17 protein-coding genes and 1 tRNA gene are annotated in these 19,156 nt (G+C 61.8%); 15 read left to right on the top strand and 3 right to left on the bottom strand.

The window, feature by feature from the left end:
* Nucleotides 1–6: 6 nt before the first annotated feature.
* Nucleotides 7–82: transfer RNA gene (locus tag ACXPUX_RS01700), tRNA-Val, on the bottom strand.
* Nucleotides 83–316: 234 nt separating this feature from the next.
* On the opposite strand from ACXPUX_RS01700, the gene ruvC reads away from it, so the two are divergent.
* From ruvC to ACXPUX_RS01645, 11 genes are all read left to right on the top strand, one after another.
* Nucleotides 317–829, top strand: a complete 513-nt coding sequence (gene ruvC / locus ACXPUX_RS01695) for a crossover junction endodeoxyribonuclease RuvC (RefSeq protein WP_458829538.1) — start codon at nucleotides 317–319, stop codon at nucleotides 827–829.
* 52 nt (nucleotides 830–881) lie between these two features.
* Nucleotides 882–1,493: a Holliday junction branch migration protein RuvA gene (gene ruvA / locus ACXPUX_RS01690; RefSeq protein ID WP_458829536.1), complete on the top strand. Its 612-nt coding sequence runs from the start codon at nucleotides 882–884 to the stop codon at nucleotides 1,491–1,493.
* A 3-nt stretch (nucleotides 1,494–1,496) separates the two neighbouring features.
* Nucleotides 1,497–2,552, top strand: a complete 1,056-nt coding sequence (gene ruvB / locus ACXPUX_RS01685) for a Holliday junction branch migration DNA helicase RuvB (protein WP_113620686.1) — start codon at nucleotides 1,497–1,499, stop codon at nucleotides 2,550–2,552.
* Nucleotides 2,553–2,589: 37 nt separating this feature from the next.
* Complete coding sequence (locus ACXPUX_RS01680) at nucleotides 2,590–3,465, top strand: class I SAM-dependent methyltransferase (protein WP_097779083.1); 876 nt, start codon at nucleotides 2,590–2,592, stop codon at nucleotides 3,463–3,465.
* Between the two features lie 111 nt (nucleotides 3,466–3,576).
* Nucleotides 3,577–4,416: an energy-coupling factor transporter ATPase gene (locus ACXPUX_RS01675; protein WP_112090966.1), complete on the top strand. Its 840-nt coding sequence runs from the start codon at nucleotides 3,577–3,579 to the stop codon at nucleotides 4,414–4,416.
* Nucleotides 4,417–4,430: 14 nt separating this feature from the next.
* On the top strand, nucleotides 4,431–5,345 hold the full coding sequence (locus ACXPUX_RS01670) for an energy-coupling factor transporter ATPase (protein WP_458829533.1): 915 nt from the start codon (nucleotides 4,431–4,433) through the stop codon (nucleotides 5,343–5,345).
* The gene (locus ACXPUX_RS01665; RefSeq protein ID WP_112090965.1) at nucleotides 5,345–6,160 is read left to right on the top strand and encodes an energy-coupling factor transporter transmembrane component T family protein; all 816 of its coding nucleotides are present in this window, start codon (nucleotides 5,345–5,347) and stop codon (nucleotides 6,158–6,160) included. The genes ACXPUX_RS01670 and ACXPUX_RS01665 overlap by 1 nt, the downstream gene beginning before the upstream one ends.
* A 371-nt stretch (nucleotides 6,161–6,531) precedes the next feature.
* Nucleotides 6,532–7,296 carry a tRNA pseudouridine(38-40) synthase TruA gene (gene truA, locus ACXPUX_RS01660; protein ID WP_458829531.1) on the top strand — a complete coding sequence of 255 codons (765 nt, stop codon included), beginning with the start codon at nucleotides 6,532–6,534 and terminating at the stop codon, nucleotides 7,294–7,296.
* Nucleotides 7,293–8,513, top strand: coding sequence for a DUF5711 family protein (locus ACXPUX_RS01655; RefSeq protein WP_458829529.1), 1,221 nt, complete (start codon nucleotides 7,293–7,295; stop codon nucleotides 8,511–8,513). The genes truA and ACXPUX_RS01655 overlap by 4 nt, the downstream gene beginning before the upstream one ends.
* A 60-nt stretch (nucleotides 8,514–8,573) precedes the next feature.
* Complete coding sequence (locus tag ACXPUX_RS01650) at nucleotides 8,574–9,269, top strand: hypothetical protein (RefSeq protein ID WP_458829527.1); 696 nt, start codon at nucleotides 8,574–8,576, stop codon at nucleotides 9,267–9,269.
* Between the two features lie 21 nt (nucleotides 9,270–9,290).
* A complete protein-coding gene (locus ACXPUX_RS01645; RefSeq protein WP_458829525.1) occupies nucleotides 9,291–11,600 on the top strand; it encodes an ATP-dependent Clp protease ATP-binding subunit in 2,310 nt (769 codons plus the stop codon).
* 85 nt (nucleotides 11,601–11,685) lie between these two features.
* On the opposite strand, the gene ACXPUX_RS01640 is transcribed toward ACXPUX_RS01645, so the two are convergent.
* Nucleotides 11,686–12,210, bottom strand: a complete 525-nt coding sequence (locus ACXPUX_RS01640; protein ID WP_117538434.1) for a flavodoxin family protein — start codon at nucleotides 12,208–12,210, stop codon at nucleotides 11,686–11,688.
* A gap of 176 nt (nucleotides 12,211–12,386) precedes the next feature.
* Here ACXPUX_RS01640 and gltX point away from each other — a divergent pair, with 176 nt between their 5' ends.
* The 4 genes from gltX to ACXPUX_RS01620 all read left to right on the top strand — a co-directional run bounded on the left by gltX (nucleotide 12,387) and on the right by ACXPUX_RS01620 (nucleotide 17,549).
* Complete coding sequence (gene gltX, locus ACXPUX_RS01635) at nucleotides 12,387–13,856, top strand: glutamate--tRNA ligase (RefSeq protein ID WP_458829523.1); 1,470 nt, start codon at nucleotides 12,387–12,389, stop codon at nucleotides 13,854–13,856.
* A 181-nt stretch (nucleotides 13,857–14,037) separates the two neighbouring features.
* On the top strand, nucleotides 14,038–16,332 hold the full coding sequence (locus ACXPUX_RS01630) for a SpoIIE family protein phosphatase (RefSeq protein ID WP_458829521.1): 2,295 nt from the start codon (nucleotides 14,038–14,040) through the stop codon (nucleotides 16,330–16,332).
* A 93-nt stretch (nucleotides 16,333–16,425) separates the two neighbouring features.
* On the top strand, nucleotides 16,426–17,391 hold the full coding sequence (locus ACXPUX_RS01625; RefSeq protein ID WP_458829519.1) for a pectinesterase family protein: 966 nt from the start codon (nucleotides 16,426–16,428) through the stop codon (nucleotides 17,389–17,391).
* Nucleotides 17,388–17,549: a hypothetical protein gene (locus ACXPUX_RS01620; RefSeq protein WP_005921947.1), complete on the top strand. Its 162-nt coding sequence runs from the start codon at nucleotides 17,388–17,390 to the stop codon at nucleotides 17,547–17,549. The genes ACXPUX_RS01625 and ACXPUX_RS01620 overlap by 4 nt, the downstream gene beginning before the upstream one ends.
* A 73-nt stretch (nucleotides 17,550–17,622) precedes the next feature.
* Here ACXPUX_RS01620 and ACXPUX_RS01615 read toward each other — a convergent pair whose 3' ends face one another.
* Nucleotides 17,623–19,155, bottom strand: coding sequence for a sensor histidine kinase (locus ACXPUX_RS01615; protein WP_458829517.1), 1,533 nt, complete (start codon nucleotides 19,153–19,155; stop codon nucleotides 17,623–17,625).
* Between the last annotated feature and the right edge of the window lies 1 nt (nucleotide 19,156).

The following is a 19,156-nucleotide window of genomic DNA, read 5'->3' as shown; positions in this document are numbered from 1 at the left end:
GGGATGTGGTGGACGGTACAGGACTCGAACCTGTGACCTCCTGCACGTCAAGCAGATGCTCTACCAGCTGAGCTAACCGTCCATATTCTGTTTTGCTGAAATCAGCTAGATTATAATACCATAGCCTGTGACAAAAAGCAAGGGCTTTTTTCAAAAATTGTAAAACTTTTTTGAAAAAAGCACCCCGGAACCCGGCTTCTGTGCGGTGCAGCGCGGGTTTTGGGACGGCGGGCGACAGCTTTCTTGTTGCCCCCAACCAGACGTTGTGCTATAATAGAAAACTATAATAGGAGTAGTGTCGGAAAGGGAACGCAGCATGAGAGTTTTGGGCATCGACCCCGGTTACGCCATCGTGGGCTGGGGCGTGGTGGAGTATGCGGGCAACCGCTTTGCGCCGGTGGATTTCGGCGCGGTGTGCACGGACGCGGGCGTGCCGTTTGAACGGCGGCTGGACGAGGTGTATACCGGCATCAAGGAGGTCATCGAACGCACGCAGCCCGAGGTGCTTGCCATCGAAAAGCTGTTCTACCAGCACAACCAGACCACCGTGATCGGCGTAGCTGAGGCGCGCGGGGTCATTCTGCTGGCGGCGGCGCAGGCGGGGCTGCCCATCTACGAGTACACCCCCATGCAGGTCAAGCAGGCGGTCACCGGCTATGGCAAGGCCGTGAAAAAGCAGGTGCAGGAGATGACCCGGGTGCTGCTGCATCTGCCTGCCGTGCCAAAGCCGGACGATACCGCCGATGCGCTGGCCATGGCCATTACCTTCTGCCATACCAACGGCAACCAGCTCAACCGCTACACCCGCCGGGTGGCGGGGCCCATCTGACCGCATACCACAGCCGCCCTGCGGGGCGGCGGGTCTTGACTGAGAGGATTCTATGATCTACTGTCTGACTGGAAAAATCGTGAAAAAAAGCCTGAACGCCGTGGTGCTCAGCTGCGGCGGCGTGGGTTACTATACCCAGTGCCCGGCCAGTGTGGCGGGGGCACTGCCCGGTGTGGGGCAGGAGGCTACCCTGTACACCGTGATGAGCGTGACCGAGAACGATGTAAGCCTGTACGGCTTTGCCACCGAGGAGCAGCAGGCCTGCTTTGAGATGCTGACCGCCGTGTCCGGCGTGGGCCCCAAGGTGGGGCTGGCTATCCTCAGCGTCATGGAGCCGCAGCGGGTGGCGCTGGCCATCTCGGCGGTGGACCACAAGGCCTTTAAGGCTGCTTCCGGCGTGGGGCCGAAGCTGGCGCAGCGCATCGTGCTGGAACTGAAGGATAAGGTGGCGCGGGGCTTTGTGGACGGCATCTCACTGGAGGATGTGGCGGGCTCTGCCGCCGACACGCCCGCGACTCAGAGCAGCGCACAGGCCATTGCGGCGCTGGTGTCGCTGGGGTACAGCCAGAGCGAGGCGGCGCTGGCCATCGCAAAGATCGACGCCGCGCTGCCGGTGGAAGAGATCATCAAGCTGGCCTTGCGCAGCATGGCAGGCAGGAGGTAAGCAATGCAGGACGATACCGCGCTGTACGGCGCAAAAATGATGCAGCCCGTCATGACCCCGGCGGACAGTGAGGAAAATAACCTCCGCCCGCAGCATCTGGAGGACTACATCGGGCAGGAAAAGGCCAAGCAGAACCTGAAGATCTATCTGGAAGCCGCCAAGCGCCGGGGCGAGCCGGTGGATCACATTCTGCTCTATGGCCCGCCGGGTCTGGGCAAGACCACGCTGGCGGGTATCATTGCCAACGAGATGGGGGTGCAGATCCGCATCACCAGCGGCCCTGCCATTGAAAAGCCCGGCGACCTTGCTGCCCTGCTGACCAACCTGCAGGAGGGCGATGTGCTGTTCATCGACGAGATCCACCGCCTGTCCCGGCAGGTGGAGGAGGTGCTGTACCCCGCACTGGAGGACTACGCGCTGGATATCATGATCGGCAAAGGCCCCAGCGCCCAGAGCATCCGCATCAACCTGCCCCGGTTCACGCTGGTGGGCGCTACCACCCGCGCCGGACAGATCACCGGCCCGCTGCGCGACCGCTTTGGCGTGCTGCTCAAGCTGGAACTGTACAGCCCGGACGAGCTTTCCCGCATCATCATGCGGTCAGCGGGCATTCTGGATCAGCCCATCACCCCGGAAGGCGCTTACGAGCTGGCAAAGTGCAGCCGGGGCACGCCCCGCGTGGCGAACCGCTTTTTGAAGCGCATCCGCGACTTCGCCACCGTGCTGGGTGACGGCATCATCGATCAGGACGTGGCGCTGCTGGGGCTCAAGCGGATGGACGTGGACGCACTGGGTCTGGACGAACTGGACCGCAGCCTGCTGCGTGCCATCATCGAGATGTACAACGGCGGGCCGGTGGGTCTGGAAACGCTGGCTGCCGCGCTGGGCGAGGAGGCCGTCACGCTGGAGGATCTGTGCGAGCCGTATCTGATGCAGATGGGCTTTTTGACCCGCACCCCCCGCGGACGCTGCGCCACCCGCCTTGCCTACGAGCATCTGGGTATGAAGGCCCCGGAGACCGGCAGCGCCGAGGAAAACGGCCAGCAGAGCCTGTTCTGACCTATCATATAAAGGAATTAAACGGAAGGAGGACGCTATGCGCCCTGCAGATACTTGGAAAGACTACGAACTGCTGGATGCCACCGACGGCAACCGGCTGGAACGCTGGGGAGAGACCCTGCTCATCCGCCCCGACCCGCAGGTGGTGTGGAAGACCCCCAAGCAGAGCCCCCTGTGGGCAAAGGCAGATGCCATCTACCACCGCTCCAATCAGGGCGGCGGCGAGTGGGAATACCGCCGCCGTCTGCCGGAAAAGTGGAAGATCAGCTGCGGCGAAGGGGAGGATAAGCTGACCCTCATCGTCAGCCCCACCGGCTTCAAGCACACCGGCGTGTTCCCGGAGCAGGCGGTCAACTGGGCGTGGTACCAGCAGAAGATCCGCGCCGCGAACCGCCCGGTGAAGGTGCTGAACCTCTTCGGCTACACCGGCGGCGCTACGCTGGCCTGCGCCGCTGCCGGTGCCACCGTCTGCCATGTGGATGCCTCCAAGGGCATCGTGGCATGGGGCAAGGACAACGCCGTGGCAAGCAGCCTGACCGATAAGCCCATCCGCTGGCTGGTGGACGACTGCGCCAAGTTCGTGGCGCGGGAAAAGCGCCGGGGCAACACCTATGATGGCATCATCATGGACCCGCCCAGCTACGGGCGCGGCCCCGGCGGCGAGATCTGGAAGCTGGAGGACTGCATCTACGACCTCATCAGCCAGTGCGAAGAGGTGCTCAGCGATACCCCGCTGTTCTTTGCGGTCAACAGCTACACCACCGGCCTGTCCCCGGCGGTGATGGAGTATATGCTCAAAACCACGCTGGTGCCCCGCTTTGGCGGCAAAACCAGCTGCGATGAGATCGGCCTGCCGGTGTCTGCCACCGGCGGCGTGGTGCCCTGCGGCGCCACCGCCATTTGGGAAGAATGAAAGTAAAGTATTATCTCAGTCACGGCGACAGCCGTGACTGAGATAAATATATGCTAAGAATGGGGTACAGCCCTTTTCGGAGGGGCGCACCACCAGAAAGAGAAACAAAGCATGAGTGATACGATTTTAACTGCTGAAAATTTGAAGTTCCGCTACGATGCTGAGCAGCCGGTCTACGCGCTGGACGGCGTATCCGCGCAGGTGAAGCGCGGGGAGTTCGTGGCGGTGCTGGGTGCAAACGGCTGCGGCAAATCCACGCTGGCCAAGCACTTCAACGCCATTTTGCTGCCCGAGAGCGGCAAGGTGTATGTGGAGGGCATGGATACCGCAGACGAGGACAAGCTCTACGATATCCGCCAGACCGTGGGCATGGTGTTCCAGAACCCGGACAACCAGATCGTTGCCACCGTGGTGGAAGAGGACGTGGCCTTTGCGCTGGAAAACCTCGGCGTGCCGCAGGACGAGATGCGCCGCCGTGTGGACGACTCCATGAAGATGGCGGGTATCTACGAATACCGCGAGCGCGCACCCCACAACCTTTCCGGCGGTCAGAAGCAGCGCGTGGCGATTGCCGGTGTGGTTGCCATGCGCCCGGACTGCCTGATTTTGGACGAAGCCACCGCCATGCTGGACCCGCGCGGCCGCGAGCAGGTGATGCAGACCATCCACTACCTGAACAGGAACATGGGCATCACGGTGGTGTCCATCACCCACTATATGGAAGAAGCCGCACAGGCCGACCGTGTGCTGGTGATGAGCAAGGGTCATGTGGTGATGGAGGGCACCCCGAAAGAGGTGTTCAGCCAGACCGAGAAGGTGCGTTCTCTGCATCTGGACGTGCCGCAGGCCGCTGAGCTGCGGGACGAGCTGGTGAAGGCCGGTATCCCGATGCCGGAGGGCATCATCGACACCGGTGCCTGCGCACAGGCGCTGTATGAACTGCTGCAGTAAGGGGGGCGGACGAAATGGCAGATATCATTAAGGTAGAACATCTGAGCTACGTCTATAACCCCGGCCTGCCCACCGCAGTGACCGCGCTGGACGACGTGAGCTTTACCGTAGAAGAGGGCGATTTTGTGGGCATCATCGGGGCCACCGGCTCCGGCAAAAGCACCCTCATCACCCACATGAACGGCCTGAACAAGCCCACCAGCGGCAAAATTTACATCGACGGCCGCGACCTGTGGGCAGACCCGGAAAAGATCCGGGATTTCCGCTTTCTCACCGGCCTTGTGTTCCAGTACCCGGAATACCAGCTGTTTGAGGAGACCTGCTACAAGGACATCGCCTTTGGCCCTAAAAATATGGGCTTGGACGAGGCCGAGGTAGACCGCCGCGTCCACGAAGCCGCAGACTTTGTAGGCTTGGACCCGGCGCTTTTGGAGCGAAGCCCCTTTGAGCTGTCCGGCGGTCAGAAGCGCCGGGTGGCGGTGGCCGGTGTGATGGCCATGAAGCCCCGCATCCTTGTGCTGGACGAGCCTGCCGCCGGTCTTGACCCGGAGGGACGGGATGATATCCTTTCCGAGGTGAAGGAGTACCACAAAAAGACCGGCACCACCGTGCTGCTGGTGTCCCACAGCATGGAGGATATCGCCAAGTACGCCAACCGCGTGCTGGTGATGAGCAACAAGAAAATTGCCATGTACGACACGGTGGAAAAGATCTTTGCCCGCGCCCCGGAGCTGCTGGAACTGGGGCTGTCGGTGCCGCAGGTGACGAAAATCTTCCTCAAGCTGCGGGAGATGGGGGTGGACGTCCCGGCGGACGTGTACACCATTCCCTACGCGGTCAAGACCCTGCTGGAGGCCAAGCGCCGCCGCGATGCCGGGGAAAGCCTTGTGCTGCCCCGCAGCGCTGTCCAGAAAGGGGGTGCTGTCTGATGCTGCGAGATATCACCATCGGTCAGCACTTCCCGGGCAACAGTCTGGTGCATCGGTTCGACCCCAGACTGAAGCTTGTGCTGACGGTCGCTTATATCGTGCTGCTGTTTGCAGCCTCCAACCCCTTGGGGCTTACTTTGTCCATCCTCTTTCTGGGGGTCATGTACAAGGTGGCAAAGATTCCGGTCAAGATGATCGGCAAAAGCCTGAAACCTATTCTGCCCATCGTGCTGTTCACGGCGGTGCTGAACCTCTTCTTTGTCTCCGGCGAGGGCGACCCGCTGGTGCATTTCTGGTTCTTGACCATCTACGCCGAGGGCGTGCGCTATGCGGTGCTGATGGCGGTGCGCGTGATGGCGCTCATCGCGGGCACCAGCCTGCTTACCTACACCACCAGCCCCATTGTGCTGACCGATGCCATTGAGCAGCTGCTCAAGCCCTTGGGCAAGCTGCACTTCCCGGTGCACGAGCTTGCCATGATGATGAGCATTGCCCTGCGCTTCATCCCCACCCTCATCGAGGAAACGGATAAGATCATGAACGCGCAGAAGGCGCGCGGCGCGCAGCTGGACACCGGCAAAATGACCGACCGGGTCAAGGCGCTGGTGCCGGTGCTCATTCCGTTGTTCATCTCGGCTTTTCGCCGCGCAGACGAGCTGGCCATGGCCATGGAGTGCCGCTGCTACCGCGGCGGCACGGGTCGCACCCGCCTGAAGGTGCTGCGTTGCGAAAAACAGGACTACATCGACCTTGCGGTCTGCATCGCCTGCTTTGCCGTCATCCTTGCCTCCCGGCTGGTGTTCCCGAATTATTAAAGAGGAGAACTCCTTTTAAGCCTTCCCCCGACCGGGGGAAGGCTTCAGTGGTAACGGCAAAGTTTCTGGCTAAAGTGAAAAGCTTCCGGGCGCGCCAGTTTCGCCCTCTCAGGCGCTCCCGCGCCAGCTCCCCCAAGGGGGGAGCCAAGCCGTAAAGTTCAGCACTAAAGTATTAGGTATAATGAGGAAGTTCCCGGCAGTGCTCTTGGCTCTCCCTTTGGGAGAGCTGTCACCAAAGGTGACTGAGAGGGCGCATGCCGTTACCCTCCGTGCTAAAGGGTCAAGTGCAATGAGAAACCTTCCGGGCGCGCTAAAGCCTTCACCCCTTGGGGGGAAGGCTTTCCGCAAAGAGGCCATTTTAAATCAGAACTATGAACTTTTTACTTACCCTTGCCTACGACGGCACAAATTACTGCGGCTTTCAGGTGCAGCCCAACGGGCGCAGCGTGGCTGCTACCTTTCAGGATGCACTGGAAGCGGTGCTGGGCGCACGCCCGGATATCAAGGGCTGCAGCCGCACCGATGCCGGGGTGCACGCGCTGGGCTTCCGGCTGAATTTCCATGCCGATACCCGCATCCCGCCACAAAAGCTGCCGCTGGCGCTCAACCAGCATCTGCCGCCGGATATCCGTGTGCTGGCGGCGCAGACCGTGCCGGAGGATTTTCACGCCCGGTACGCCGCCCATACCAAGACCTATTTATACCGCATCCATAACCACCCCATCGACTCGCCCTTTGACGCCGCCTACTACACCCGTGTGCCCCGGCGGCTGGACGAGGCTGCCATGCAGGCGGCGGCGCAGCAGTTCGTAGGCACCCACGATTTTCTGGCGCTGTGCGCGGCGGGCTCTTCTGCCGCCGCCCACGGGGACACCGTGCGCACCATCACGGACTGCCGCGTCACTCGGCGCGGGGACGAGGTGGACATTGAGGTGACCGCCGACGGCTACCTGTACAACATGGTGCGCATTCTGGCGGGCACCTTGTGCGAGGTGGGCGCGGGGCGGCTGTGTGCGGCGGACATCCCCGCCATTCTGGCAAGCCGGGCCCGCAGCCGGGCCTGCCCCACCCTGCCTGCAAAGGGCTTGTTTTTAAAGTGTGTGGATTACCCGGAAAGAAAGGAAGAGCAGCCATGAAAAAGCTTCATCGCGGCGGCAGCAACCCGGACGGAGAGCCGCTTTCTGCCGGGCGTGTGGAATATCTGGAAGCAGCGCGCCAGCGGGTGCGCCGCCGCCGTCTGCGCCGCACCGCCATCATTCTGGCGGCGCTGATACTGGTCACCCTGTTTGCCACCGGCGCGGTGGGCGCATCCATCGCACGGGTAAAGGATCTGGTGGATACGGTGCATATCGCCCTGTCCCCGGCGGTGGGCTGGCCGCAGCAGACCGGCTTTGGCGATTTGACCGCAGTGCAGCCCATGTCCGGCAGCTTTGTAGCCATGGACGAGGATGCCTGCGCGGTGTACAGCCTTGGCGGTACCCGCCTTGCCAGCATCCAGAGCGGCTACGCCCGCCCGGCGCTGGCTGCGGGCAAGACCCGCTTTGTGCTGTACAACCGTTCCGGCAACGAGCTGCGGGTGGAAAGCCGCACCCAGAACCTGTACAGCAAAACGCTGGAAAACAGCATCTATCTGTGCGCCATGTCGGACACCGGCACGCTGGCAGTGGCCACCGATTCCGCCGACAGCACCGCCCGGCTGACCGTGTACACCCCCACCATGAGCGAACAGCTGCACTGGGATATGACCAGCGCGCAGGGCACCCCGGTGCGGATGGCGTTTGCCGCCGACAGCCGCCGTCTGGCGGTGGCTGCGGTCACCTCCAGTGCGGGGCAGTTACAGGCAAATCTCTTTGTGCTCAGCCTTGCGCAGGGCGACCCGGTGCAGCTGAGCAGCGGGGACAGCGTGCCCCAGTGGCTGGGCTGGCTGAACAACGACACCGTGCTGGCTGTGTACGAGAACTGCGCCGTGGTGTACGGCGCGGACGGCGGCGAGCGGGGACGCTTTGACCTTGGCGGCGGCAGCCTTGTCAGTGTTTCGCAGGACGGTGCAAACGCCGCCCTGCTGCTGGAAAACGGGCAGGTGTGCACCGCCGTGCTGCTGGATAAGGACCTGAACGTGCAGTACAGCGGCAACGTGCCGGCGGCAAACCAAATTTTGCGCCGGGGGCAAAACTTTTATCTGCTCACCGACAGCAGCGTGGAATGCTTTGCCGCAGATGGGGTGTACCAGTGGGGACAGGAGCTTTCCGTCCGTCCGCAGGCGCTGCTGGCGGGCAAGCAGCTGCTGGTGCTGTGCGGAAACACGGTGCAGCAGATCACCCCGCCGGAGCAAACGGCTTCCAGCGCCCGGTGAACGAGGGAAAAAACGGTATTTTTGCGGGGAAAGTGATCTTTATAACAGGGAAAACAAGATATGTTCAAGAATCCGTCATTTCTTTTTGATATCCTATGTACGGTGGTATGGCTGGTGCTGATGGTACGCTACGCCCGCAAGGGCTTTCTGGCGTCCATCGTGCAGCTGTCCGGCAACCTCATCAGCCTTCTGGGCGCACGGCAGTGTTCTGCCGCCTGCGCGGGCTGGGTGTTCGAAAATCTGCTGGCCGGGGGCTTCCGCACCCAGATCGCCGCCCACCTTTCGGCGGACGGCGTGGTGAACCTTTCCGGCATTGCCCAGCAGTACGCGGGCTTTCTGCCCGAAAGCTTCCGCGCCTCCATCGTGGCGGCCTGTGAGCGCAGCATCAACGCCGTGCTGGCCGATAACGCCGTGGTGCTGGCCGATACCATCGTGGAAAAAGTATTGCAGCCGCTGCTCACCCCGGTGATCATGCTGGTGCTGTTCTTTGTGTTCTACGCGGTGCTGCGGCTGCTGGTCAGCATGCTGGTCACCGTGCTGGGGCTGGTGAACAAGCTGCCGGTTATTGGTACTGTCAACCGGGGTCTGGGTTGGCTGACCGGCGGCATGACCGCCATGCTGGACTTATACCTCGTGCTGTGCGTGGTGTGGGGGCTGGTGGTCATTACCGGCGGCAATCTGAATGTGCTCAACGACACTGTGATGCACAGCAGTCTTTACTATAAAGCGTTTAATATGTTCAACCCCTTTTTGTAACAGGGGCGACAAGGAGGAACTATGGTCTGTATTCGATGCCAGAAGCGTCCGGCAATCATCTTTATCCAGCGGATGGAGAATGGTCAGATGAAGCAGGAGGGGTACTGTCTGCACTGTGCCCGGGAGCTGCACATCAAGCCTGTGGACGACCTGATGAAACAATTCGGGATGTCGGAGCAGGATCTGGATAACATGGAAAACCGCATGGAGAGCATGATGGAGGAGTTGGGCGATTCCAACCCCCTTTCCATGCTGATGAATATGTCCGGCGCCGGCGAGGATGCCGATGCGGAGAACATGGACGAGGATCTTGTACCCGGCAGCAATGCCACCTTCCCGCTGGGCTTTACCGGCACGGAGAAGCAGGACGGCGAAAAAAAGGCCGACCGCAAAAACGGCAAAAAGCCGCCCAAGCGCAAATTTTTGGATACCTACTGCGAAAACCTGACCCGCAAGGCGCGGGAGGGTAAGCTGGACGATATCATCGGCCGCGACCGCGAAATTTACCGCACCATCCAGATTTTGAGCCGCCGCCAGAAGAATAACCCCTGCCTCATCGGTGAAGCCGGTGTGGGCAAGACCGCCATCGCCGAGGGCATTGCCGAGCGCATTGCCAAGGGACAGGTGTCCATCGGCCTGCGGGATAAGGAAATTTTTCTGCTCGACCTCACCAGCCTTGTGGCGGGCACCCAGTTCCGCGGCCAGTTCGAGCAGCGGGTCAAGGGCCTGCTGAGCGAGGTAAAGGCCGCAGGCAACGTCATCCTGTTTATTGACGAGATCCACACCATCACCTCTGCCGGTGAGAGCGAGGGCGCCATGAACGCGGGCAACATCTTAAAGCCCGCCCTTTCCCGCGGCGAGATTCAGGTCATCGGCGCCACCACCTTTACCGAGTACCGCAAGTATATTGAAAAAGATCAGGCGCTGGAGCGCCGCTTCCAGCCCGTGCGGGTGGAAGAGCCCAGCGTGGCGGACACCCTTGCCGTGATGAACGGCATCAAGCGCTACTACGAGCAGCACCACCATGTACAGGTGCCTGCCGAGGTGCTTTCGGCGGTGGTCACCCTGAGCGAGCGGTACATCACCGACCGTTTTCTGCCGGATAAGGCCATTGACCTGCTGGACGAAGCCTGTGCCTGCTGCAATCTGGCGCACCCGGTCATCTCCGAGTATCTGGGGATGCAGAAGGAGCTGGACGCCCTGAAGCAGGAAGAAGCCGAGATGGAAAGCGCGGATGTGAACGAAGCCATCGACTACGAGCGCGTGGCCGAGCGCAAGACCCGCATCGCCAAGCTGGAATCCGAACTGCCCGCCAAGCAGGCTGCTGCCAGCGAAATTCAGGTGACCATGGACGATGTGGCCAAGGTCATCGAGCTGTGGACGGGCATCCCGGCGGTGAAAATTCGTGAGACCGAGTTCGTCAAGCTGGCAGGGCTGGAAAACGCTTTGAAGCAGAAGGTCATCGGTCAGGACGAGGCCGTGCATCTGGTGGCGCAGGCCATCAAGCGCAGCCGCGCCGACCTTTCCGGCCGCCGCCGTCCCGCAAGCTTCATCTTTGTGGGTTCCACCGGCGTGGGCAAGACCGAGCTGGTCAAGCAGCTGGCAGATCAGTTGTTCGACGGTCCCGACCCGCTCATCCGTCTGGATATGAGCGAGTACATGGAAAAATACGCGGTGTCCCGTATGATCGGTTCTCCTCCGGGCTATGTGGGCTACGAGGAAGCCGGTCAGCTTACCGAGAAGGTGCGCCGCCGCCCGTACAGTGTGGTGCTGTTTGACGAGATCGAAAAGGCACACCCGGACGTGATGAACATTCTGCTGCAGATTCTGGACGAGGGCAAGATCAACGATGCGCAGGGACGCACGGTGGATTTTTCCAACACGGTCATCTGCATGACCTCCAACGCCGGCAGCAGCGACCAGAGCGCGGGCAGCCTTGGCTTTAACAAGAGCGACGCCCAGCGCAGCGAGGAAAAGACCCGCAAGGCGCTGGCGCAGTTCCTGCGCCCGGAGTTCCTTGGCCGCGTGGATGAGGTGATCGCCTTCAAGCCCCTGACCGAGGAGACCCTGCAGGGCATTGCCGCCCTGATGCTGGACGAGTACAAGCCCGGCATGGAGGCCAAGGGCATCGCTTACAGCTACACCCCGGCAGCGCTCAAGGCACTGGTGCAAAAGAGTCAGGGCGGGCGCTTTGGTGCGCGCGACCTGCGCCGCACCATCCGCAAGGCGGTGGAGGACCCCGCCGCCGAGCGCCTGATCGACGGCACGCTGGCATCCGGCGGCACCCTTGTGGTGGATGCCGATGAAAACGGCGAGATCATCTTGAAGTAAACAAGAGAAAGCCCCTGCATCCGTTTTGGAATGCAGGGGCTTTTTGGTTCAGCACTGTACGGCAAGCTGGAAGTTGGTGTGTGCTTTATAAATTTTTTCCGATCCACTCAAGTTCGTTCATGGAATCCTTATTTTTTTCAAGTTCATCTCTGGCGGTTGCGTAATATGATTTTTTGAAAAGCATATCCCATGAAAGATATTTTGCCATACAGTCAAACTGCTTATCAATCAGCTCATACTGGATACTGCCTACGGGAGAACCACCTACAACAATCGTGCCAACTTTTTTGTTTTTTAACTGCAATCCACGGCAGTAGCACTTATCAATGATAAGTTTCAATTGTGCTGACATTCCCCACCAATAAACTGGTGTAGCAAAAAGAATCATATCTGCGGCAGCAATTTTATCAATTGTAGGATTTGTATCATCCTTATCGACGCATCCCTTAGAGCATTGACAGACACCACATCCCTTGCATGGTGCAATGTTGAGTTTGTCGGGTTCAATGATTTCAATTTTATTCTTTTCTGACGCTCCTTTTATAAATGCATTGATTGCTGCCAGCGTATTTCCTTTTCTGGCACTTCCATTAATGATTACAATTTTCATGCGTGTATCCTCCAACTTCCGATTTGTCGAGTTGAGTATAGCATATTGCGAACAAAAAGAAAAGCGGAGCAGGGAACGTATGATATTATCCCGCATTGACAAATCTGCGCAGAATAAGTACAATAAAACATAGCTATCCGCAAATTTTTTGCATGAGAATAAAGGAGCGTTTTTCTATGCCGAGCAATAAAGTCCGTACCCGTTTTGCGCCGTCGCCTACGGGTTATATGCACGTTGGCAACCTGCGTACTGCCCTGTACACCTACCTGATGGCCAAGCACGAGGATGGCACCTTCATCCTGCGCATCGAGGATACCGATCAGGGCCGCTATGTGGAGGGCGCTGTGGATGTCATCTACAACACCCTGCGGGAGACCGGCCTTCTGTGGGACGAGGGCCCGGATATCGGCGGCCCCGTGGGCCCCTATGTGCAGAGCGAGCGCATGGGTATGTTCAAGCAGTACGCCGAGCAGCTGGTGGCAGAGGGCAAGGCCTATTACTGCTTCTGCACCGAGGAGCGCTTGGAGGCTCTGCACGCCGAGCAGCGCGCTGCCGGTGAGATGACTCACTACGACGGCTGCTGCCGCGAACTGCCCAAGGAGGAAGTGGAAAAGCGCCTTGCCGCAGGCGAGCCTTACGTCATCCGCCAGAAGATCCCCCGCGAGGGCGTGACCGGCTTTGACGATGTGGTGTACGGCCACATCGAGGTGAACAACAGCGAGATGGACGACCAGATCCTCATCAAGACCGACGGGATGCCCACCTACAACTTTGCCAACGTTGTGGACGACCACCTGATGGGCATTACCCACGTCATCCGCGGCAGCGAGTATCTGTCCTCCACCCCCAAGTATAACCTGCTGTATCAGGCCTTTGGCTGGGACATCCCCACCTATATCCACTGCCCGCCGGTGATGAAGGACGCACAGAATAAGCTGTCCAAGCGCAACGGCGATGCCAGCTATCAGGATCTGGTGGAAAAGGGCTACCTGACCGAGGCGGTGCTGAACTATATCTGCCTGCTGGGCTGGAGCCCCCGCGGCGAGTACGCCGAGCAGGAGATCTTCTCCTTGCCGGAGCTGGTCAGGATCTGGTCCCCGGAGGGCATCTCCAAGTCTCCCGCCATCTTCGACCCCCTCAAGCTGCGCGCCATCAATGCGGAGTATATCCGCCGCCTGAGCCCCGAGGAGTTCCAGAAAAAGGCCGAGCCGTGGATCAACAGCGCCGTGCACAGCACCATCGACAAAAAGCTGCTGTGCGCAAACCTGCAGCCCCGGTGCGAGGTGCTGGGCGAGATCCCCGAGCAGCTGGATTTCTTTGACGCGATGCCGGAGTACGACGTGAGCCTGTACGCCAACAAAAAGCAAAAGACCACCCCGGAAACTGCCAAGGAAGCACTGGAAGCCCTGCTGCCGGTGCTGAGCGACGAGACGCTGGATTTTGCGAACCGCGATGCCGTGTTTGATGCCTGCAAGGCCAAGGCAGAGGAGCTGGGCAAAAAGAACGGCTGGCTGCTCTACCCGCTGGGCATTGCCCTGTCCGGCAAGCAGCGCACCCCCGGCGGCGGCACCGACCTTGCCTGCATGATGGGCCGCGAAAAGACCCTGCAGCGCGTGCAGGCTGCCATTGCAAAGCTGAACGGTTAATTTTCAAAATACCCCCAAAGCCCTGCGGCAAAATGACGGCCGCAGGGCTTTTTTGCGTCTTTGGGCGGGTTTGGGGCGGTTCTATGCACCGCGCCAAAAAGCGCCGCTGCCCCGCGTTACAGTATATGCAGACAGTGCGGGGAACAGAACAAAATTCCCCGCCGGAAAGCGGGGGATTTTTATGACAGAGCGGATGGGTGTTTTATCTTCGGACGGGCGGTGCTTGCAGCCTTCACCCTTGGCGGCACGGGCAATGCTGCGCCCGGCGGCGCGGCGGCTGGCAGCGGTGGGCATCGGCTTTGCTGGCGGCTGGGCGGTGCTGTACGGGGCGCTGATGCCCTTTGGACTGGGGCTGACCCTTGGTCTGGCAGAGGACTGCTTTGCCCCCTGCGCGGCAGGGGCGGCGCTGGGGCTGCTGCTCCATGGGCTGGGGGCGCTCTCGCTGCGCAGCCTGTGTCAGCTGTGTGCGCTGGGCGCTGCTGTGGCAGCCCGCTGGCTGCTGCCGCAAAGGTTTATGCCCGCCGTGCTGGCGGGCTGCGGCACCCTGACCGGCATGGCGCTGTGCTTTGCGCTGGGCAGCAGCGGCGGGGCAGACCTTTTGCTGTACAGCGCGGCGGACGCATTGCTTGCGGCGGGCATCGGCTTCGGGCTGCGCAAATTTGCCCCGGAGCGCCCGGGCATGGGTACGCTGCTGGTGGGCGCAGCCGTGGCGGCGGCGCTGGGCAGTGTGCGGTGGGGGTGGTTTTCGCCCGGGGTGCTGGCGTGTGCCGCCGCGGAGCTGGCGCTGTGCTGCCGGGCGCAGAGGCTTGCCGCCCTGAGCGGCAGCGCGGTGCTGGGTGCAGCCCTCTGCGCCGCAGACCCCGCCCTTGCCCCGGCGGCAGCGGGGCTGGGCTGTGCCACAGCAGCGGCGGCGGTGCTGGCACCCGGACGGCGGGTGGAGACCCTTGCCGCCTACGCGGGCGGGTGCGTGTCCGGGGTGCTCTGCGTACAGCCGCCCGGAAACGCCTTTGGGCTGCTGTTCAGCGCCTGTGGCGGCATGGCGGTGGTCTGTCTGCTGCCCGGCGGGTGGCTGGCTCCGGTGGCGGAACCCTCACAGAGCGGGGAAAACGCCCCCGCGCCCGCCCGCAGTGCGGCGGCGTCCACCCGGCTGGAAGCCGTGGCGCAGAGCCTTTCCTCACTGGCGGAGACGGTGAACGCGGTCTACGAGGGCCTGCCCCGGCGGCGGGAGGGTTTCCGCTGGGTCATAGACAATGTACATGATACGCTTTGTTTTAACTGCGGGCGGCGGGAGACCTGCTGGAAGCAGGAATACACCGCTACCATGGCGGGCATGGAAGCGCTGCGCCCGCTGCTGGAACAGAATGGCAGTGTGGAAGCGGCGCAATTGCCCGGGCAATTGTCCCGCTGCATCCACCCGGCGGCGCTGTGCGCGGCGGCGGGACGCAGCTTTGCGCTGTACCGCAGCCGCAAGGAGGCGCGCATCCATTCCGAGGCCATGCGCACCGCCCTGACCGAGCAGTACAGCGCCGTAGCCGAGGCGCTTGGGGTGCTCAGCGAGCAGCTGGGACGCCCCGGCGACCCGGAGCCCTATAAATCCAGCCGGGTGGCGGAGTTCTTCACCGGGCTGGGTGCCCCGCCGCAGGAGTGCGCCGTCACACTGGACGACCTTGGGCGCACCCATGCCGCCGTCACCCTGCCGCGCACCCGGTTCACCCCGCAGGAGCTGGCAGCGCTGGCGGGGGAGGTGGGACATATCTGCCGCCGCACGCTGGAGGTGCCGCAGGTGCTTTCCTGCAAGGGCATGACCACCCTGCTGTTCAGCGAAAGACCGACGCTGCGGGCGGTGTTCGGGGCGGCAAGCGCTGCCGCCCGGGGTGAGGTTTCCGGCGATGCAGTGCAGCAATTTTGCAGCCCTACGGCGGCGCAGATGATCTTATGTGACGGCATGGGCACCGGACGCCCGGCGGCGGTGGACGGCAATCTTGCGGCAGAGCTGACCGCCCGGCTGCTCAAGGCGGGCTTTACCGCCGAGCTGGCGGCGCGGCTGGTGAACGTGGCGCTGGCGCTGAAAAGCGAGGACGAGAGCGGCGCAACGCTGGACCTGATCAGCGTGGACTTATACACCGGCACGGCGCGGCTGTTCAAGGCCGGGGCTGCCCCGGGGTTTCTGGTGCATGGCGGGCGGGTGCGGGCTGTGGGCGAAGCTACTCTGCCCATGGGGGTGCTGGGCGGGGTGAACGGACAGAGCCGGGTGGTGCACCTGACCGCCGGGGACTACGCGGTGCTGGTATCGGACGGCTTGCTGGTGGACGGCGCGGGCTGGGTGGCAAAGCAGGTGGAGCTTTCGGCGGCGGCAGGGGACGCACCGGAAAAGCTTGCCGAGACGCTGGTGGAGACCGCCCGCATCCGCGCACAAAAGACCGGCCGCCCGGACGATATCACCGCCGCCGTGCTCCGGCTGGAAAAGAGCGGGTGACAGCGGCAGAGTTTCCGTTGCAATTTGCGGGAAGGAGGGGTATACTGGAAACATATTTTTCAGCCCGGCAGTGCCGGGCACAGGAGGCGGCTTATGCTTACCATCAACGTTGCACCTGACGGCAGCGGACAGTTTACCACCATTTCCGAGGCGGTGCTGGCGGTGCCCTACGACTGCCCTGCGGTCATCCGCATCGCGCCGGGCATTTACCGGGAAAAGCTGGTTTGTGAGAAGAAGGAGATCACCCTTGCGGGCGCGGGCATGGATGCCACCCGGCTGGTATGGAACGACGGCGGCAAGCTGCTGCACCCGGACGGGCGGCCTACCCACACCTTCCGCAGCTACACCGCCTTTTTCAGCGGCGAAAAGCTGCGGGTGGAGGATATGACCATTGAAAACGATGCAGGCCCCGGTGCGAAGGCGGGGCAGGCCATCGCGGCCTATGTGGACAGTGCCCGGGCGGCGTTCAGCCGGGTGCGGCTGCTGGGCAATCAGGATACCCTGTTCTGCGCCCCTCTGCCGGAGAAAGAGCGGGAGAAGGACGGCTTTCTGGGCCCGCGCGCGCTGGCACCCCGCCGGGCAAGTGCGCAGTATTACCACGCCTGCGAAATTGCCGGGGACATTGATTTTATCTTTGGCGGGGCAGACGCCCTGTTTGAGCACTGCACCCTGCGCACGGTGGATAACGGTCTTGCGCACAGCTGGGTCACCGCGCCTTCCGGTGCGGCGGATGGGCTGGGCTTTGTGTTCTGGGACTGCGATTTTGTCTCGGACTGCCCGGCGGGCAGCGTGTATCTGGGCAGGCCGTGGCGGCCTACCGGCAAAACGGCGGTGCTGGACTGCCGCCTTGGGGCGCACATTGCACCGGAAGGCTTTGCCGGCTGGAACGACCGCACCGACACGGCGCTGGCCGGCTTTGCCGAAGCAGGCAGCACCGGCGCGGGTACAGGGGAGCGCCCCGGCTGGGTGCAGGCGCTTTCGGCGGCTGAAGCCGCTGCACTGCTGCGCACTGCCCGGCAGAAGTGCCGCATGGAGACTACGGAAAGGATAACGGGATGAAAAAATTACCCAATGCAGTAAAATGGCTCATCATTCTGGTGGTGCTGGGTGCCATGGGCGCTATGATGTGGGCGGTGAACGACCGCGCCTCCCGGGTGGAGATGCCCGCCCCGGACAACACCTTTGGCATCTACCATACGGCAGAGAGCGGAACATAATAAAAGCACCGGCAGTTTCCCGATTGGAAGATCTGGAAAACTGCCGGTGCTTTTTCTGTATCACAGGGGGTGCTCACTTGCCCTCAAAATCGTCCACATAGGGTAAATCGCTCATGACGAACCAGAAGGTGGTGCCCTTGCCTACGGTGCTTTGCACGCCAAAGCGGAAGCTGTGCTGCTGGAAGATGGCCTTGGTGATGGAAAGCCCCAGACCGGTGCCCTGCTTGCCTGCGTCCGAGCGGGAGCGGTAGTACCGGTCAAAGATATAGGGCAGGTCGGCGGCGGCAATGCCCGGGCCGTGGTCCTCCACCTCTACCCGCACGCCCTCAGAGCAGCGGAAGGCGCGCAGGATAAAGATTCCGTCCTTGCCGATGTGGTGCATGGCGTTGCCCAGCAGGTTGTGCAGCGCACGCTGCATCATATCCGGGTCGGCATAGACCGGCAGTTCTTCTTCCGGCAGTTCCAGCTGCAATTGCCAGCCGTTCTGGGCGCAGACGGCGTCGTAGCGCTCGCTTACTTCATCACACAGCTGCCCCATGTCAAAGTGCACCCGCTCGCACTTGTAGGTGCCGCTGGTCACTTTGCTCAGCTCCATCACGCTGGACACCAGCGCGGTCAGGCGGTCGGCCTCGTCCACGATGATATTCATCTGCTCGTCCCGGTGCGCCTTATCGTCGCCGGTCAGATCGCGCACCGTCTCGGCGTAGCCCTTGATAAGGGTCAGCGGGGTGCGCAGGTCGTGGGAGACGTTAGCCAGCAAATCGCGCTGCATCTGCACCGCGTGCTGCACCTCCTCGGCCATGTGGTTGAAGTCCCGGGCAAGGTCGCCAAGCTCATCGTTGCGGCGGTTGTCCACCTGCACGGCGTAGTTGCCCAGCGCCATCTGCCGCGCCGCGCTGGAAAGCTGGCGCAGCGGCTTTGTGAACCACTCGCTGAACAGCCACGCTGCCGATATGGCAAAGCCGAAGATGAGCGCTGCCGCCAGCGGCAGCAGGGTGCTGAGCACCTTTCCGGCCTCGGCAACGTGCACAAGGCTGGTGGTCACCAGTACGGTGTAGCTGCCGTCTGCCGTGGTGCGCCCCACCAATAGCTGCGCCGAGCCGGAGAGCCGGGGCGGGTTGAGCGTCTGCACAAAGCTGCCCATGCTGCGGCACTTGCGCCGCATGGCAAGGGCGGTGGCAATGATCTTATCGTTGTTGGCAGAATCCGAAAGATAGGTGCCGTGCAGGTTGCAGAAGGACTGGTTCTCGATCTTATAAATGGTGTGCAGGGTGGTGTCCGAGATATCCACGCAGAAGCTGTTCAAAGTGCCCTTGGTGTACAGTTCCAGCGTGAGCTTATCAAAAAAATCGCTGTTGACCGCAAGCTGCCCAAAAGACCAGCTGGACAGCACCTTGCCCTCGGCAATGGCGTCGTCCAGCCGCTCCACGATGCTGTCGGCCTGATTGGTGAGCTGGGTCTCGATGTGCTTGGTGTACAAGGGCTCCAGCAGCTGGGTGGACAGCAGCCAGAACAGCCCCAGCAGAAACAGGCAGATGAAGCACAAAAACCACATCAGCTGCCCGCGGATGCCAAGGGTATGCCGTGCTTTGGTGGTTTGCCGCATG

This window comes from Faecalibacterium sp. PGM34, from assembly GCF_054456555.1.
This window is presented reverse-complemented; position numbering and strand designations above follow the sequence as displayed.

Excerpts from the sequence above, each read along its gene's own strand:
- ruvC (WP_458829538.1), top strand. The coding sequence starts at position 317 with ATGAGAGTTTTGGGCATCGACCCCGGTTACGCCATCGTGGGCTGGGGC.
- ruvA (WP_458829536.1), top strand. The coding sequence starts at position 882 with ATGATCTACTGTCTGACTGGAAAAATCGTGAAAAAAAGCCTGAACGCC.
- ruvB (WP_113620686.1), top strand. The coding sequence starts at position 1,497 with ATGCAGGACGATACCGCGCTGTACGGCGCAAAAATGATGCAGCCCGTC.
- ACXPUX_RS01680 (WP_097779083.1), top strand. The coding sequence starts at position 2,590 with ATGCGCCCTGCAGATACTTGGAAAGACTACGAACTGCTGGATGCCACC.
- ACXPUX_RS01675 (WP_112090966.1), top strand. The coding sequence starts at position 3,577 with ATGAGTGATACGATTTTAACTGCTGAAAATTTGAAGTTCCGCTACGAT.
- ACXPUX_RS01670 (WP_458829533.1), top strand. The coding sequence starts at position 4,431 with ATGGCAGATATCATTAAGGTAGAACATCTGAGCTACGTCTATAACCCC.
- ACXPUX_RS01665 (WP_112090965.1), top strand. The coding sequence starts at position 5,345 with ATGCTGCGAGATATCACCATCGGTCAGCACTTCCCGGGCAACAGTCTG.
- truA (WP_458829531.1), top strand. The coding sequence starts at position 6,532 with ATGAACTTTTTACTTACCCTTGCCTACGACGGCACAAATTACTGCGGC.
- ACXPUX_RS01655 (WP_458829529.1), top strand. The coding sequence starts at position 7,293 with ATGAAAAAGCTTCATCGCGGCGGCAGCAACCCGGACGGAGAGCCGCTT.
- ACXPUX_RS01650 (WP_458829527.1), top strand. The coding sequence starts at position 8,574 with ATGTTCAAGAATCCGTCATTTCTTTTTGATATCCTATGTACGGTGGTA.
- ACXPUX_RS01645 (WP_458829525.1), top strand. The coding sequence starts at position 9,291 with ATGGTCTGTATTCGATGCCAGAAGCGTCCGGCAATCATCTTTATCCAG.
- ACXPUX_RS01640 (WP_117538434.1), bottom strand. The coding sequence starts at position 12,210 with ATGAAAATTGTAATCATTAATGGAAGTGCCAGAAAAGGAAATACGCTG.
- gltX (WP_458829523.1), top strand. The coding sequence starts at position 12,387 with ATGCCGAGCAATAAAGTCCGTACCCGTTTTGCGCCGTCGCCTACGGGT.
- ACXPUX_RS01630 (WP_458829521.1), top strand. The coding sequence starts at position 14,038 with ATGACAGAGCGGATGGGTGTTTTATCTTCGGACGGGCGGTGCTTGCAG.
- ACXPUX_RS01625 (WP_458829519.1), top strand. The coding sequence starts at position 16,426 with ATGCTTACCATCAACGTTGCACCTGACGGCAGCGGACAGTTTACCACC.
- ACXPUX_RS01620 (WP_005921947.1), top strand. The coding sequence starts at position 17,388 with ATGAAAAAATTACCCAATGCAGTAAAATGGCTCATCATTCTGGTGGTG.
- ACXPUX_RS01615 (WP_458829517.1), bottom strand. The coding sequence starts at position 19,155 with ATGCGGCAAACCACCAAAGCACGGCATACCCTTGGCATCCGCGGGCAG.